The following is a 14,415-nucleotide window of genomic DNA, read 5'->3' as shown; positions in this document are numbered from 1 at the left end:
GCGTCACGACCCGGGGAAAGGGACTTCCATGCTGCCACTCTTCGACATGATGATGCAGGCGCAGAACGGCGCGGCGATGGAGGCGGTCGCCCGGCAGTTCAACCTCGCGCAGGAACAGGCGACGAAGGCAATGGCGGCGCTGATGCCGGCCTTTTCCGCCGGGCTGAAGCGCAGCACCAGCAATCCCTATGATTTCGTCGGGCTGATGCAGGCGGTCTCCTCCGGCAATTACGCGCGATATTTCGAGGATATGAACCGGGCGTTCACGCCGGAGGGTATTTCCGACGGCAACAATATCCTTGCCCAGCTCTTCGGCTCGAAGGAGGTTTCGCGTGCGGTCGCCGCCCAGGCCGCACAGATGACCGGCATCGGCCAGGATATCTACAAACGGATGCTGCCGGTGCTGGCCGATACGCTGATGGGCGGGCTCTTCAAGCAGACGACCGGCCAAATGGCCTCGCCGGTCAACCCCTTCGTCAACACCGCGATGAACGAGACCATCCAGAAATGGCTGGAAAGCACCGGCTTTGCGCCGAAGCCGAAGACGGCTCCGGAACCCAGCATCTTCGACAATCCCTTCACGCAGGCGATGCAGCTGATGTTTTCGGTGCCGAAGCCGGAAGCGTCATCTCAGCCGAACCCCTTCCTCGACAATCCCTTCGCCAAGGCCTTCCAGGAGATGATGGGCGGGCTTGGCCAGCAGCCGGCGGCCCAGACTAAAACCAAGACGCCGGAGGCGCCGAAGGAAGAGGCAAAGGTCAATGCCGACAGCTATACCGAGATGCTGAACGCCATGTTCGACAGCGGACTGGAAGTGCAGAAGAACTACCAGAGGAACCTGGAAGCGATCTTCGAAACCTATCGGCCGAAGCCCTCCTCTGAGACCAGCGAATAACCCCGAAAGCGGCGCATTGGAGCGCCCTTTCGGGCGCATAAAGGACGCTCTAGAGCGGCTCTCCTTTTCATGGAAGCGCAGAGCCGCTCTAACCCTTTGTTTTTACGTAATTCCGGACGGAAAACCGCTTCGCACTTTTCCTGGAATTGCTCTAACTCTTTCAATCCTCGCATCGTGCTTTCCGAAAATCGAGTCCGGTTTTCGGGCCGATGCGCTGGGGCATAAAAAAACCCGGAGATGGCTTGGGAAAGCCGATCACCGGGTTAAGCGGCAGGGCTATTGGCTATCACCCTGCGGGGAAACTCGACGCTCCTAGTCTTCGTGGGAGCGGAAGAGCGACAGGCGCCAGTGATTGCGCGCCGAGCGCGTCAGATGTTCCGACGGGTCCTCGAAGAAGGTCGACGCCAGGAACGCGGAGGTCAGGTCGGCCCTGCTAAGGCCGATATCCCTCAGCTGCGTGTCGTTCAGATCGTGCAGCGCGTTGATCTCCATGCGATTGCGGAACCCGCGAAAGAGGGAGGTCAACGGTGCGAGGCCTGCTGCCAGACGCTGGGAAAACGTCGGGGTGAGCTTGCCGCAGTCGAGTTCTATTGTTCTGTCTGTCATCCGCATGGGACTCTCCTTTCTTTCGATTTTCTTTTACGCGCGCAACAACCCACCCCTCCCGCGAGGTCGCACGGGAAGGAGGAAGGCTGAATTGGGCTCGGACAGGCAGGGTGTCTGTCCTTCACTTTGCTTGATTTGCATCCCGAAGATGCCAAAGAGCTATTGATCAGTCCAACGAATGTTTCTAATGATTATCATCAGCTATCTTTATGGGTGACAACATGTCCGCGCCTCTTGATCTCGACCAATTGCAGACTTTCATCGCCATCGTCGATTCCGGCAGCTTCACCAAGGCCGCCGACAGGGTCTACAAGACCCAATCGGCCGTCTCCATGCAGATGCGCCGTCTCGAGGAACGCATCGGCAAGCAGCTGTTCATCAAGGACGGGCGCGGCAACCGGCTGACGGTCGAGGGCGAAAAGCTGCTCAACTATGCCCGGCGCATCATCCGCCTCAACAACGAGGCGATCGCCGCTTTCGACGACAACAGGCTGGAGGGGACGCTGCGGATCGGCACGCCGGACGATTATGCCGACCGCTACATGCCCGAAATCATCGGCCGCTTCGCCAAGACGCATCCGAATGTCGAGCTTTATATCGTCTGTGAGCCCTCGGTGGATCTTGCCGAACGCATGCACAAGGGTGAGCTCGACATTGCGCTCGTTACTCACAATCCGCGCGAACGCATGTCCGATGTGGTGAGAACCGAGCCGCTCTGCTGGGTGGGCTCGGCCAACCATCCGATCCGCGACGACGCGCCGGTGCCGCTTGCCGTCGGCCGGCGCGACTGCCAGTGGCGCCAGCTCGCCTGCTCGGCGCTCGATGCGGTGGGACGCGAGCACCAGATCCTGTTCACCAGCTGGTCCTGCACCGTCGTTGCCGCTGCCGTGCTTGCCGGCATGGCGGTTTCGGTGATGCCGGAATCGGCGCTGCGGACGGGCATGAAAGTGTTGAGCCAGGCGGACGGCTTTCCGGCGCTGCCGCCGGTGCAGATCGGCATCATGAAGCGACCGGGCGTTTCGCTCTCACTGATGAACGCGATCACGGCGCATATCACCGCCTGCCTCGACAATATCACGCCTACTGTCGTCGACGACAGCCTCGAGGCGGACGTCAAATCCGCCCAGGCGCGCCTTTATCCGCGGCTGAAGGCGGCCAATATGGTCCCAAGCTGGTAAGAGTTCTCAGGCGGCGCGCGACACGGTCGTGGTGAAAAGGGAGGCGCGGATGACGCGCTTCCACTCATCGAGCATACGCCGCGCCAAGGCCTCCTCGCTCACGGCGGCAAGCCGGATGACGGCGCCGATCAGGTGGCTGAATAGGTAAGTGCGCGCATACATTTCTTCATCGCAAAGGTCGGGAGCCAGCCGGCGCACGGCGTCATGGAAGATGCCGGCGACGCGACCGCTATGCTCGATATTCAGCTGCAACAGATCCTGGTCGGTCTCTGTTCCCATCCAGACGCCGAGATAGACGGGATCGTTGTGGTAGGAATCGTAATACCAGTCGATGGTGGCGCAGACGACGTCGAGCGCCTGGTCGAGTGACTGTACGTTGGTGAACATCGCCGCCATCTTCGCCTGGATCGCCGAGGCGTGCTGGTCGAACAGGGCTTTGACGATCGCCGCCTTCTCCGGGAAATACTGGTAAACCGAGCCGATCGGCACCTTGGCGGCGGCGGCGAGCTCCGTCATCCGCATGGCGCTGACGCCCTTTTCGGCGATGATCTTGGCGGCGGCGGCGAGAATGAGGTCCAGCCTCTGGATGCTGCGCTCCTGCTTCGGCTTCCTGCGCAGGCCTATCCGATCCATGCTTTCCGCACCCATGTCGTTCCCATTCTTTTTGTTCGCGGCGGAAGGCATGTGCCAAACCACCGCGTCGGGTCGATATGACATGCAGGTCTTCATCCGCCGTAAATGGAAACGTTCGCATTTTAACGGCCGGGAAAAGCGTGTGAAATCGCGATTTCAGGCTGCGGTTTTATCGACTCACAACCAGATCCAAGCGATCTGGTCCGCATGACGGTTGATGGGCCAACTCGTCTGCCGCTTCACCCCATCGCCATCCAAATGGCGAGCCAGACCCACATGGCGGCCAGGGCCAGGTAACCGGCAGCGAAGATCGGGCTGCGATAGCGCAGGTCGTTGCTGGTGACATGGATGGCGGCGTGGGCGTAACGCAGGGCGACGAAGGCCCAGGCGAGGCCGAGGGCGACGATATTGTCGGCCTCGGCGACATAGAGAATAATGCAGCAGGCGTAGAAGAGCACAGGAAGTTCGAACTGGTTGGCAAGGCAGTTCTTGACGACAAGGCTTTCGGCCGGCTCGTCACGGTTTTCGCGATAATCCGATTTTGCGATGCTGCCGGCGCGGATCATTTTTGCGCGCCGAAGCCCAAGAAGCGCATAAAGACCATAGATCAGGGCCACATGGGCGAGGAGTGGCCAGAAGATTTGATAGCCGGTCATGTGTGGCCGTTTCCTTTCCGCTTCCGCTTCCGCTTTCGACGCGAGCATTAGCCGAAAGGGGAGCTGGATACCAGCATAGGGCAACGCCCCATCGGCACCTGCGTCGCTAAGGCACGTCGGCGCAGGTGTCTCGGCTTTTCGACATGGAGCTGGATGGAATCCGGCGCCTCAGTCCTGGCGCGGCGAGAGCCAGCGGGCGATGGCAAGCCGGGCGATGAGGATCAAGCAGATGGCAAGGCTTGCGAATTTCAGCCGTGTCATCCACGGCAGCAGCTGGGTTGCAAGACTTGCGGACGCACCGTCGCCGAAGGCGATCAGGCTCGAGATGTTTTCGCCGTAGTCGGCGATGCCGTAGATGAACGGCAGCAGGTAGACCGCCTTGCCAACGAGCGGATGCGCCGATCGGCCGAACCATGCGCCGCCGGAACCGAGCTTGAGGAAGGCGAGGAACAGCAGCGCCGTCAGCAATGCCGGAAAGATCAGCTCCGGCCCGAAATACATGGCGCGCAGCAATCTGGTCGCCGTCTCGTTCTCATCGAGCAGCTTCTGCATGTGGAAGACCGCAGACTCGTCGTAGCCGGCGAAATAGGTGTCGAGCACCGCCTGGCCGGTTTCGTGCTTGAACGGAACGACGAAGCCGAAGGTCGTCCAGGCGAGCACTGCAAGACAGAGGGCTGCGAGCAGCGCGACGATCCAGAGAGGAATCCCGCTGCCCGCCTTCATGGTCAGAGGCCGGCGCCCGGATAGTTCGGGCTCTCGCGGGTGATCGTCACGTCATGCGCGTGGCTTTCGCGAAGACCGGCACCGGAGATGCGCACGAACGTGGCGCGGTCCTGGAAATCCTTGAGGTCCTTGCCGCCGACATAACCCATGGCCGCTTTGAGGCCGCCGGCGAGCTGGTGGATAACACCCGAAACCGGCCCCTTGTACGGAACCTGGCCCTCGATGCCCTCCGGCACGAGCTTCAGCGTGTCGCGCACTTCCGCCTGGAAATAGCGGTCGGCCGAACCACGGGCCATGGCGCCGACGGAGCCCATGCCGCGATAGGCCTTGAAGGAGCGACCCTGGTAGAGATAGACCTCGCCCGGGCTCTCATCGGTGCCGGCAAGCAGCGAGCCGATCATGACCGCGGAAGCGCCGGCGGCGATCGCCTTGGCAAGATCGCCGGAGAACTTGATGCCGCCATCGGCGATGACGGGCACGTCCTGATCATTCGCGGCCTGCACCGCCGACATGATGGCGGCGAGCTGCGGCACGCCGACGCCGGCGACGATGCGCGTCGTGCAGATCGAACCCGGGCCGATGCCCACCTTGACGGCATCGGCACCGGCATCGATCAGCGCCCTGGTGCCGTCATAGGTGGCGACGTTGCCGGCCATGATGCGCACCGAGTTCGAAAGCTTCTTGACCCGGCTGACGGCATCGAGGACGCGCTGCGAGTGGCCATGGGCGGTATCAACAACCAGAAGGTCGACGCCGGCCTCGATCAGTCGCTCGGCACGCTCGAAGCCGTCATCGCCGACGCTGATGGCGGCGGCAGCGCGAAGCCTGCCCTGCGCATCCTTGGAAGCGTTCGGGTTCAACTGCGACTTCTCGATATCCTTGACGGTGATGAGGCCGACGCAGCGGCCTTCGGTATCGACCACCAGCAGCTTCTCGATGCGATGCGAATGCAGCAGGCGCTTGGCCTCCTGCTGATCGACGTTTTCCTTGACGGTGACCAGATTGTCCTTGGTCATCAGTTCATGGATCTTCTGTTCCTGATCGGAAGCGAAGCGGACGTCGCGGTTGGTCAGGATCCCGACGAGGCGGCCGGACTTCTCGACGACAGGGATGCCGGAAATGCTGTAGGATTTCATGAGCCCGAGCGCATCGGCAAGCGTTTCATCCGGGCCGATCGTCACCGGATTGACGACCATGCCGCTTTCAAACTTCTTCACCTGCCGGACCTGCTCGGCCTGTTCGATCGGCGTCAGATTGCGATGAATGACCCCGAGGCCGCCGGCCTGGGCCATGGCGATCGCCAGGCGGCTCTCGGTGACGGTATCCATGGCTGATGAGATGATCGGGATGTTGAGTTCGAAATCCCGGGCGATGCGGGTGTAGATATTCGTCTGGCCGGGCATGACCTCGGAATGTCCTGGCTGCAGCAGCACGTCGTCGAAGGTAAGCGCGTCTGCGCCAGTTGCCGTTTCAATGATGCGTGCCATGGCCAAATTCCTTCATTTGATAAAAATGCGACCCTGTCCGGAAACGAATCGTCCGCCCCGGCGGTCTGCATGGGTTGCTTGGAAGTTGGCGAGGGCTGGTAACACGTCTATGACAGGAAGGAAATAGCAAAAAGCCCGGCATGCCCGCCAGGCTCGTCATGGGTGCCATGCGCCAAGAGCATTGCAGGAAAAGCGCTTAGTGCTTTTCCGCTCGGAATTGGGTAAAAACAAACAGCTAGAGCGGTCCAGCGCTTCCGTGAAAGGCTGAACCGCTCCAGATCAGATGTCGAACTGATAGGTCTTCGGCACGAAGCGATAACCGCCATCCTGCCGCTCGACGAAGCCGACCGCCGGGAACGGCATGTGGTAGCCAAGGAAGGCGATCTTCTCGCTCGCAATCATCTCGAAGACCTTGCGGCGCGTGGCCGCCGCCTGCGTCTTGTCCATGTCGAAGCGCACCTCCCAATCCGGCCGCAGCAGCGACAGGATATAATGGTTGGCCGTATCGCCGGTCAGCACAAGGCGCTTGCCCTCGGATTCGACGTGAAACACCATATGCCCCGGTGAGTGGCCGGCCGCCAGCATCGCCGTTATGCCGGGTGCGACGCTATCACCTTCCTTGACGAAGGTGGTCTTTTCGGCGAACGGCACGACATTGGCGAGCACCGCCTTGTGGCCGCCCTCGGCCGGCGTGCCCTCACGCGCCTTGTCCGACCAGAAATCATATTCGGCCTGGCCGACAACATAGCGGGCATTCTTGAAGGCAGCCGCGCCGTCTTCCATCAGACCGCCAATATGATCGCCGTGCAGATGGGTCAGCGCCACCAGCGTGACGTCGTCGGCCGAATATCCCGCCGCCTTCAGGCCTTCGGTCAGCTGACCGGCGCCGCGTGGGCGGCCGCTGGCGCCGAAGCCGGTATCGACGAGGATGACATCCGAACCGGTATCGATGAGAGCCGGCGTATAGCCATTCATGAACTTGTCGGCCGGCAGGAAGTTTGCAGTCAGCAACGCCTTGACCGTTTCGGGATCCTGATTGGTGCCGAAGGTTTCATAGGGCTTTTCGACAATGCTGGTGCCGTCGCGGACGACGCTGAACTTATAGGAACCGAGCTTGAATTGATTGATCTCGGGCAAAGGCGTTCCATCCATATGATTGTTTTCTCCAGTTGCGGCCGCTTCGGCCCTCTCTTTAAAAATTGCCGGCGCCGCCAGCAGGCCAAGGCCTGCGGCAAAAAGGGTGCGCCGCTTTATTCCCGATGAAATTGCCATATGCCTTATGACGTGCGGTGCGTCGCCGCACGGCCCCCGATGTCAGTTCCGCCGGGTTTCCTGCCCGGCGGAGTCGACATATCTCAATCTTGACACGCGACGTTGATGCGCAAGCCGTCTCACGCAGACGTGAAGCAAACGTGTCGTCGACCCGGATTTGGGGATTGGCATAACCCGCAGCTGGGACTAAACAGCACGGGCCTTCCCAGCTCCAATCCGCTGCCCCATCAAGGCTCCCGCCTATGAATCGCATCGTCCCGCTGATCCTTGCCGTCGCCCTTTTCATGGAACAGATGGACTCGACCGTCATTGCGACGGCGCTGCCGGCGATCGCGGCGGATTTGCATGTCGGGCCGATCACGCTGAAGCTGGCGCTGACCTCCTACATGGTGGCGCTGGCGGTGTTCATCCCGGTCAGCGGCTGGATGGCCGACAGGTTCGGCGCCAAGAAGATCTTCCGGCTTGCCATCTCCGTCTTCGTCATCGGCTCGATCTTCTGCGCCATCTCGTCCAACCTCGTCGAATTCGTGTTCGCCCGCTTCCTGCAGGGCATGGGCGGCGCGATGATGACGCCGGTCGGCCGCCTCGTGCTGGTGCGTACCACGAAGCGCAGCGATCTGGTCTCGGCCATGGCGCTGCTCACCATCCCGGCCCTTGTCGGCCCGCTCACAGGACCGCCGCTCGGCGGCTTCATCACCACCTATTTCAGCTGGCACTGGATCTTCCTGATCAACGTGCCGGTCGGCATTATCGGTATCTGGCTTGCGACGATCTTCCTGCCGGAGGTGGAAGCGACGGCGCCGCCGCGGCTCGATTTCACCGGTTTCGTGCTGACCTCGCTTTCGGCTGCGGGCGTCGTCTTCGGCCTGTCGGTGGTCAGTCTGCCGGCCCTGCCCCCGATCATCGGCGTCACCGCCACCTTGATCGGCCTCACCTGCGGCTTCCTTTACGTGCGCCATGCCAAGCGTCACCCGGCACCGATCCTCAACCTCAACCTGTTCAAGAACCCGACGTTTCGGGCCTCCACCTTGGGCGGCACGCTGTTTCGCATTTGCGTCGGCGCCATGCCCTTCCTGACGCCGTTGATGCTGCAGCTCGGCTTCGGGCTGACGCCGTTCCAATCCGGCCTCATCACCTTTGCCGGCGCGATCGGGGCGATCACCACCAAGTTCATGGCAAAGCGGGTCTTCGCCGCCGCCGGCTTCCGCACCACGCTTCTCGGTGCGGCCGTCGTCACGACTGCCGTGACCGTTATCACCGGCCTGTTCACGCCGTCGACGCCGCACCTCGTCATCATCGGCGTGCTGCTGCTCGGCGGCTTCTCCCGCTCCTTCATGTTCACCGGGGTCAATGCGCTTGCCTTCGCCGACATCGATGATGCCGAAGCCAGCCAGGCGACATCGATGAGCTCGGTGATGCAGCAGGTCAGCTTGGCGCTCGGCGTTGCGGTCGCCGCCGCGATCCTGGAGAGCTCGATCTATATCAGCGGCGAAGCGTTGCAGGTGGCCGATTTCCACCTTGCCTTCTATATCATTGCCGGACTGACTGTCATTGCGACCATTCCCTTCATCCGGATGGACCGCAATGCCGGTGCGCTCGTTTCCGGCCACCGCTTGAAGACGATGACAGCAGCAACTGTTGAAGCCGAACAGCACGCGGTGAAATAAAGCATGTCGCGCAAAAGTGTGCAGCGGTTTTGCGGGAACGACATGCGTGGAAACAAAGACCTAAAGCGCGAGGAGCGATCTGAAAGATGCGACGCGCTTGAGGCAGCCGTTACTCCGGGCTTTCGCAGACGGCAGAGAGCTTGTGGCCGTCGAGATCACGTACATAGGCGGCGTAGAAATGGGCATGGTAGGAGCGCAGGCCGGGCTTGCCTTCATCCACGGCGCCTGCCGCGATCGCCGCCGCATGGAAGGCGTCGACATCCGCCCGCGTTTCGGCTGCAAGCGCGATCATGGCGCCATTGCCTGCGGTCGCCCGGCGGCGATTGAAGGGCGTCACCACCCAGAAGCGGCAGCGCGTATCGCCCTCGACGGCATAACCGATTTCCTCTTCGGAAGAACGCTGGCGGCGATAGCCGAGCACAGGCAACACGGCATCATAAAAATGCCCTGCGCGATAGAGGTCGTTGGTTCCGAGCGTGACGTAAAGAAGCATGGGATCGGCGGTTCAAATCCTGACAGCGCCGCGCGCCCTTTCAGATGCGCAAAGGTCGCGGCAACGCTTTCCATTGCTGCATATCTCATCCTTAAATCGATACCGTTTTAAGGAGCTATGCAGTCGATTGCCATCATCCGTCAGGACCGGCCCGAAGATCAAGCTTCTTCAGCGTCGCCTTCAGCTTTGCGCCCCTTGAACCCCTTGGCCAGCAGGAACATCTCGACCGATTCGGCGCGCGACGAGTTCGGCTTGACATGGACGACCTGGCGGAAGTTCTGCTTCAGCATGGCGAGAAGCTCACGCTCGGTGCCGCCCTGAAAAGTCTTGGTAAGGAAGTGCCCGCCTTCCTGGAGCACTTCGACGGCGAAATGGGCCGCGACTTCGCACAGATGCATGGTGCGCAGATGGTCGGTGCGGTGGTGGCCGGTGGTGGGCGCCGCCATGTCCGATATGACGAGGTCAGGCGTGCCGCCGACGGCCTCCAACAGCTTTTCCGGTGCGGTCGGATCGAGGAAATCGAGCTGCAGGATCTTGACCCCCGGCAGCTGGGTCATTTCAAGGAAATCGATCGCAGCCACGCGAATATCATCATCTGTCGAGCCGGTGACCTTGGCTGCGATCTGCGACCAGCTGCCCGGCGCAGCGCCGAGATCGATGATGCGCTTGGCGCCGCGCAGGATATGATGTTTCTCGTCGATCTCCAGCAGCTTAAAGGCGGCACGGGCGCGATAACCTTCGAGCTGGGCGCGCTGCACATAGGGATCGTTGATGTGGCGCTCCAGCCATTGGCGGGAGGAGGCCTTCATCTTCTTGTTCTTGACGCGCTGGCCGAGCTTGCGGCCGGTGCGGTTTCCCGCGATCGGTGCCTTGGTCATGCCTATTCCTTATCTCACGATCTCACGCGCTGGCCGCGGCGGTTGCGGTTGCGCCGCCACACGCCGTCATCGGCCATCATGTCGGTGAGCAGGCCTTCCCTCAAGCCACGATCGGCGACGCGCATGCGCGGGCTCGGCCAGCGGCGGCGGATCGCCTCGAGAATGGCGCAGCCGGCGAGCACCAGATCGGCCCGGTCAGGCCCGATGCAGGGATTGGCGGCGCGGCTTGCGAAATCCCAGGAGAGAAGCTTTGCCTGCATGGCGGAGACCTCATCGTCGGACAGCCAGATGCCATCGACCTTGCGCCGGTCATAACGCGGCAGGTCGAGATGCACGCCGGCAAGCGTCGTCACCGTGCCCGATGTGCCGATCAGATGAAAGTCGCCGGTCTGGGCGACCTCGATCTCCGGGCAATCGAAGCGTCCAAGCATGCCTTCGACTTCGCGCACCATGCCTTCGAAGGCCTGCGGCGTGACGTCGTGCCCGCCATGGCGCTCCGATAGCGTCACGACGCCGACCGGCAGCGAGGTCCAGTGGGTGATGTGATTGGCGAGGCGGCTGAAGCGATTGTCGCCGATGCGGATGACGGCAATCTCCGACGAGCCGCCACCGATATCGAAGAGCACGACGGAGCGCGTCTCGCGACCGACCAGCGAGGAGCAGCCGGAGACGGCAAGCCGCGCTTCGGTTTCGCGATCGATGATCTCCAGCGCGAGGCCGGTTTCGGCAACGACCCGGCTGAGGAATTCCTCGCCATTGACCGCCTGGCGGCAGGCTTCGGTGGCGATCAGCCGCATGCGGCGGATCTCCCGGTTCCTGAGCTTGGAGGCGCAGATCCTCAACGCCTCGATCGCCCTCTCCATCGCCTCGTCGGACAGACGTCCGCTGGCCGCAAGGCCTTCGCCGAGGCGTACGATGCGGGAAAAAGCATCGACGACGCGAAATTGTCCCGGACGAGTCGGCTGGGCAATGAGGAGACGGCAATTGTTGGTGCCGAGATCGAGGGCAGCATAGAGCTCCTCCGGCCACACATGCTCGCCGGCCTGGCGATCCCCCTGATGCCCGGGATGGGGATGGCTTTCCTGGCGGCCCCTGCGGTTGGCGCTCGCACCATTCAGTGTTTCACGCAGTTCGCCACCGAGCGCCGTCTCTTCCGCGCGGCGTTCCTGTTGCGAGACACCTGATGGTTTTGCCGGTGTCAGCGGCCGGCCCTGCAGACCGCGCTTGCCGCGATGCTTGCGGCGGTTGCGACGGCTGGGCGCCGAATCGCCATCGGAGCGGGCGGCAGGATCTGCCGCTCCGGCCTGTTCCATCATATGAGGTTGAGGTGAACCGTCCTGCACAGCACCATGGCCGCCACGACGACGACGCTTGCGCTTGCGTGCCGGATTGCCGGCTGCATCTTCCATCGGGCGCGCAGGCTGTCCGGCACCGCCGGAAGGCTCATGCGAAGCGGGATGAGCACCGTTGCGGGACTGCCCGCCACGTTTGCCCTTGCGGCGCCTGGACTTCTTGCCGTCCTTGCGCCCTGCCGCCGACGCCCCGTCAAATTGCAGCTTTGCGCCGCCTTCGGGGTCTTCCACGTTGTTTTTCCATCGCGCCGCGCAAGTCTTGAGATATGCAGCAGGCGCTCATTCGATTTTTGCGTTGCGGCAAGAATATCAGCGCCCGCCGAAATCGCCAAATTCTTTTTTGGACAGGGGATTTGCAGCGGTTTCACCTTTCCGCGGCAGCACCGATTTTTTTCAAAACAGCTATTTGCAATCCCCCGGCTTTTGGTTATAAGCGCCACACACCAGCCGACCGTCCGCCGGTTCGCTTATGCTGGGGAATAGTTCAATGGTAGAACGACGGACTCTGACTCCGTTAATCTTGGTTCGAATCCAGGTTCCCCAGCCAAAGTTTTTCCAAACGTTATCAAATAGTTAGCATGCGCTTGATTGTTCGATCGAGGCAGTTCTTGTCGCGTCGTTTTGCAACACGCTACCGTTGATCTCCAACGATTTCCAATAGGTAGCGGCAAATCCACGCGACATGAAATGCAACATGTTGCGAGTCATCAGGAACTCTGTAGGCTACGCCCGGTGCCGCTAACGTCGACACCGGGCGTCCTGCGTAAAAAGGACCGCTCTTAGGGAGCCGAGAAAGCGGCCCTCACGCTACCCGTGCCAACGGCTGTTTTAAGATGCCCGGCTCATTGCATATCCACATTTCTATATCGGGAAGTCGAAAGCTAAGCAGGAACAGCTTTTTCGACTGTCGGAGCACGCTGTGGTGTTGGCAGACGATCGCCGACATGGAATGCGATGATTGATAGCGTAACAGCCATTGAGCTATTCAGCGGAGGATCAATTTTCAGAGTGACAGCGCTTACCGATCAGCGGGGGCGCACCCTGATTTGGCCACGCTACTAAGGCAATGTGCTGCCATCTGACCGGCAACCGGTCTTTTTACAGATGAAATCACATGGCCCTGGGCGCAACGATCGGAATTGGAATAGGCGCCGCCGTCGGCAGCGTGATTTTTGATGACGCTGTGATTGGCATTACCTTCTGTGCGTCGCTTGGTGCTGCCGTCGGCGCCCTTATTACCAGTAGATGACCATCGGTTCGATCAAGCCGGCATCTCGTCCAATCACACAATCTATCGACGTCCACAAAACGTGTTCCGCTGACGGTCGACGCATCCGATTCACCTCGGTAGAAGGTGACTATGAACGATTCGAAAGACCAAAACAGAGACGAAGACGAGCGGCCGACCAAGCCGCCCCTTCCAAAAGGCGAGAAATTTTTCGATCCATGGGACGCAGAGTTTCGCCGGGTTTACAAGCCGGACACGTTCGAGTTCTAGCGTGTGCTATTAGGCCAAATGGAAAATAGGTCGCCGTCCCTACCGTCGTATAAAATGCCTCACAGTCCAGAACTCCAGGGCCTGAGGGCGATAGCTGTTCTTTCAGTGCTGATCTACCATCTAGACGCGTTGTTGCTGCCCGGTGGTTTCCTCGGTGTTGATATCTTCTTCGTGCTCTCAGGCTACCTGATAGGCAGGAAGCTGCTCGCTGAACTCGACAAGACCGGCCAGATTAATCTGGTTAGGTTCACTGCAGCCAGGATTAAGCGGCTCTTACCGAATGCATTGGCGGTCTTGTTCTTCACCGGTTTAGCCTCATACCTTTTTCTACCGCACTATCGACTAGGCGACGTGGGGGAAGACATCTGGGCGGCCGCGCTAGTACACTCAAACATTCATTTTGCCGATCGAGCCATCGACTACATGCAGATTGGCGAATTACCGAGTCCAGTTCTGCACTTTTGGTCTCTGTCCGTAGAGGAGCAGTTCTACATCTTCCTGCCGCTTCTACTTCTCTCGACTACTCTCGTCAGGCGGAACTTGAGGCTGCCAATAGCGCTGTCGCTGATCACGATCACACTGATAATCTCGTTTTTCAGCGGACTGTCGGACCTTCAAAGCTCCCAGCCGGACGCTTTTTTCCTCACTCAGAACCGCATCTGGCAACTTTGCTGTGGCGCGCTATCAGGGGCGATTTCGGCGAATTTCAGGCCGCAGATTTCATCCAAAGCTTCGACCGTAGCGCAGCTTTCAGCCCTTTCCGTCGTCGCCGGAAGCTTGATTTTCATATCCTCTGATTTCGCCTACCCGGGGGTAATAGCGTTGGGGCCAACGCTAGGAGCCTCGGTATTGATCATATCGATTGCCTTCAACCAAGAAGGCCCGCTTAACAAAGCTCTCTCAAATTCCTTTTGCCAATGGATGGGCGACAGATCCTATAGCATCTATCTTTGGCATTGGCCGTTCATTGCCATCGCCGCGGAAATGTATCCAGACAGTCGCATCATTGTGTGGATAGCCGGTCTAGGTTCGATCATTCCAGCCGCCTTGACGTTCGAACTGCTAGGCTGAATCGAC

Annotated in this window: 14 protein-coding genes and 1 tRNA gene; 6 read left to right on the top strand and 9 right to left on the bottom strand. The window is 60.6% G+C overall.

Translation table 11 applies throughout. The features are described 5' to 3' along the window. Window positions 1-28: 28 nt before the first annotated feature. A complete protein-coding gene (locus CUJ84_RS02440) occupies window positions 29-895 on the top strand; it encodes a DUF937 domain-containing protein (RefSeq protein WP_105005044.1) in 867 nt (288 codons plus the stop codon). Window positions 896-1,207: 312 nt separating this feature from the next. Here the strand turns inward: CUJ84_RS02440 and CUJ84_RS02435 are convergent, their stop codons facing one another. Next, window positions 1,208-1,507, bottom strand: a complete 300-nt coding sequence (locus CUJ84_RS02435) for a DUF1127 domain-containing protein (protein WP_105005043.1) — start codon at window positions 1,505-1,507, stop codon at window positions 1,208-1,210. 215 nt (window positions 1,508-1,722) lie between these two features. Between CUJ84_RS02435 and CUJ84_RS02430 the strand changes: the two genes are divergently transcribed. After that, window positions 1,723-2,679 carry a LysR substrate-binding domain-containing protein gene (locus tag CUJ84_RS02430; protein ID WP_032986695.1) on the top strand — a complete coding sequence of 319 codons (957 nt, stop codon included), beginning with the start codon at window positions 1,723-1,725 and terminating at the stop codon, window positions 2,677-2,679. 6 nt (window positions 2,680-2,685) lie between these two features. Here the strand turns inward: CUJ84_RS02430 and CUJ84_RS02425 are convergent, their stop codons facing one another. From CUJ84_RS02425 to CUJ84_RS02400, 5 genes are all read right to left on the bottom strand, one after another. Beyond that, window positions 2,686-3,327: a TetR/AcrR family transcriptional regulator gene (locus CUJ84_RS02425; protein WP_075224352.1), complete on the bottom strand. Its 642-nt coding sequence runs from the start codon at window positions 3,325-3,327 to the stop codon at window positions 2,686-2,688. A gap of 224 nt (window positions 3,328-3,551) precedes the next feature. Continuing rightward, window positions 3,552-3,968, bottom strand: coding sequence for an MAPEG family protein (locus CUJ84_RS02420; RefSeq protein WP_105005042.1), 417 nt, complete (start codon window positions 3,966-3,968; stop codon window positions 3,552-3,554). 168 nt (window positions 3,969-4,136) lie between these two features. Beyond that, a complete protein-coding gene (locus tag CUJ84_RS02415) occupies window positions 4,137-4,691 on the bottom strand; it encodes a hypothetical protein (RefSeq protein WP_105005041.1) in 555 nt (184 codons plus the stop codon). A 2-nt stretch (window positions 4,692-4,693) separates the two neighbouring features. Beyond that, window positions 4,694-6,178 (bottom strand): IMP dehydrogenase, encoded by a 1,485-nt coding sequence (guaB, locus tag CUJ84_RS02410; protein WP_105005040.1) that lies wholly within the window; start codon window positions 6,176-6,178, stop codon window positions 4,694-4,696. A gap of 279 nt (window positions 6,179-6,457) precedes the next feature. Beyond that, window positions 6,458-7,450: an MBL fold metallo-hydrolase gene (locus CUJ84_RS02400; RefSeq protein ID WP_105005039.1), complete on the bottom strand. Its 993-nt coding sequence runs from the start codon at window positions 7,448-7,450 to the stop codon at window positions 6,458-6,460. 242 nt (window positions 7,451-7,692) lie between these two features. On the opposite strand from CUJ84_RS02400, the gene CUJ84_RS02395 reads away from it, so the two are divergent. After that, window positions 7,693-9,117: a DHA2 family efflux MFS transporter permease subunit gene (locus CUJ84_RS02395; protein WP_105005038.1), complete on the top strand. Its 1,425-nt coding sequence runs from the start codon at window positions 7,693-7,695 to the stop codon at window positions 9,115-9,117. Between the two features lie 109 nt (window positions 9,118-9,226). On the opposite strand, the gene CUJ84_RS02390 is transcribed toward CUJ84_RS02395, so the two are convergent. The 3 genes from CUJ84_RS02390 to CUJ84_RS02380 all read right to left on the bottom strand — a co-directional run bounded on the left by CUJ84_RS02390 (window position 9,227) and on the right by CUJ84_RS02380 (window position 12,071). Continuing rightward, window positions 9,227-9,610 carry a VOC family protein gene (locus tag CUJ84_RS02390; RefSeq protein WP_105005037.1) on the bottom strand — a complete coding sequence of 128 codons (384 nt, stop codon included), beginning with the start codon at window positions 9,608-9,610 and terminating at the stop codon, window positions 9,227-9,229. A gap of 158 nt (window positions 9,611-9,768) precedes the next feature. Continuing rightward, entirely contained in the window at window positions 9,769-10,488 is a 720-nt protein-coding gene (locus CUJ84_RS02385; RefSeq protein ID WP_105005036.1) for an RlmE family RNA methyltransferase, read from the bottom strand. A 14-nt stretch (window positions 10,489-10,502) separates the two neighbouring features. Then, window positions 10,503-12,071 carry a Ppx/GppA phosphatase family protein gene (locus tag CUJ84_RS02380; protein ID WP_105005035.1) on the bottom strand — a complete coding sequence of 523 codons (1,569 nt, stop codon included), beginning with the start codon at window positions 12,069-12,071 and terminating at the stop codon, window positions 10,503-10,505. Window positions 12,072-12,313: 242 nt separating this feature from the next. Here CUJ84_RS02380 and CUJ84_RS02375 point away from each other — a divergent pair. The 3 genes from CUJ84_RS02375 to CUJ84_RS02370 all read left to right on the top strand — a co-directional run bounded on the left by CUJ84_RS02375 (window position 12,314) and on the right by CUJ84_RS02370 (window position 14,409). Continuing rightward, window positions 12,314-12,387 (top strand) — tRNA-Gln (locus CUJ84_RS02375). A gap of 813 nt (window positions 12,388-13,200) precedes the next feature. Beyond that, window positions 13,201-13,338 (top strand): hypothetical protein, encoded by a 138-nt coding sequence (locus CUJ84_RS38195; RefSeq protein WP_199788762.1) that lies wholly within the window; start codon window positions 13,201-13,203, stop codon window positions 13,336-13,338. Between the two features lie 105 nt (window positions 13,339-13,443). Further along, entirely contained in the window at window positions 13,444-14,409 is a 966-nt protein-coding gene (locus tag CUJ84_RS02370; RefSeq protein WP_158686896.1) for an acyltransferase family protein, read from the top strand. Window positions 14,410-14,415: the final 6 nt, after the last annotated feature.

The organism is Rhizobium leguminosarum, from assembly GCF_002953715.1.
GTDB classification, from domain to species: domain Bacteria; phylum Pseudomonadota; class Alphaproteobacteria; order Rhizobiales; family Rhizobiaceae; genus Rhizobium; species Rhizobium leguminosarum_V.
Note: the sequence above shows the minus strand (reverse complement) of the source record. Positions and strands in the feature narration are given on the sequence as shown.

Coding starts and splice junctions, on each gene's coding strand:
- CUJ84_RS02440 (WP_105005044.1), top strand. CDS start 29: ATGCTGCCACTCTTCGACATGATGATGCAGGCGCAGAACGGCGCGGCG.
- CUJ84_RS02435 (WP_105005043.1), bottom strand. CDS start 1,507: ATGCGGATGACAGACAGAACAATAGAACTCGACTGCGGCAAGCTCACC.
- CUJ84_RS02430 (WP_032986695.1), top strand. CDS start 1,723: ATGTCCGCGCCTCTTGATCTCGACCAATTGCAGACTTTCATCGCCATC.
- CUJ84_RS02425 (WP_075224352.1), bottom strand. CDS start 3,327: ATGGGTGCGGAAAGCATGGATCGGATAGGCCTGCGCAGGAAGCCGAAG.
- CUJ84_RS02420 (WP_105005042.1), bottom strand. CDS start 3,968: ATGACCGGCTATCAAATCTTCTGGCCACTCCTCGCCCATGTGGCCCTG.
- CUJ84_RS02415 (WP_105005041.1), bottom strand. CDS start 4,691: ATGAAGGCGGGCAGCGGGATTCCTCTCTGGATCGTCGCGCTGCTCGCA.
- guaB (WP_105005040.1), bottom strand. CDS start 6,178: ATGGCACGCATCATTGAAACGGCAACTGGCGCAGACGCGCTTACCTTC.
- CUJ84_RS02400 (WP_105005039.1), bottom strand. CDS start 7,450: ATGGCAATTTCATCGGGAATAAAGCGGCGCACCCTTTTTGCCGCAGGC.
- CUJ84_RS02395 (WP_105005038.1), top strand. CDS start 7,693: ATGAATCGCATCGTCCCGCTGATCCTTGCCGTCGCCCTTTTCATGGAA.
- CUJ84_RS02390 (WP_105005037.1), bottom strand. CDS start 9,610: ATGCTTCTTTACGTCACGCTCGGAACCAACGACCTCTATCGCGCAGGG.
- CUJ84_RS02385 (WP_105005036.1), bottom strand. CDS start 10,488: ATGACCAAGGCACCGATCGCGGGAAACCGCACCGGCCGCAAGCTCGGC.
- CUJ84_RS38195 (WP_199788762.1), top strand. CDS start 13,201: ATGAACGATTCGAAAGACCAAAACAGAGACGAAGACGAGCGGCCGACC.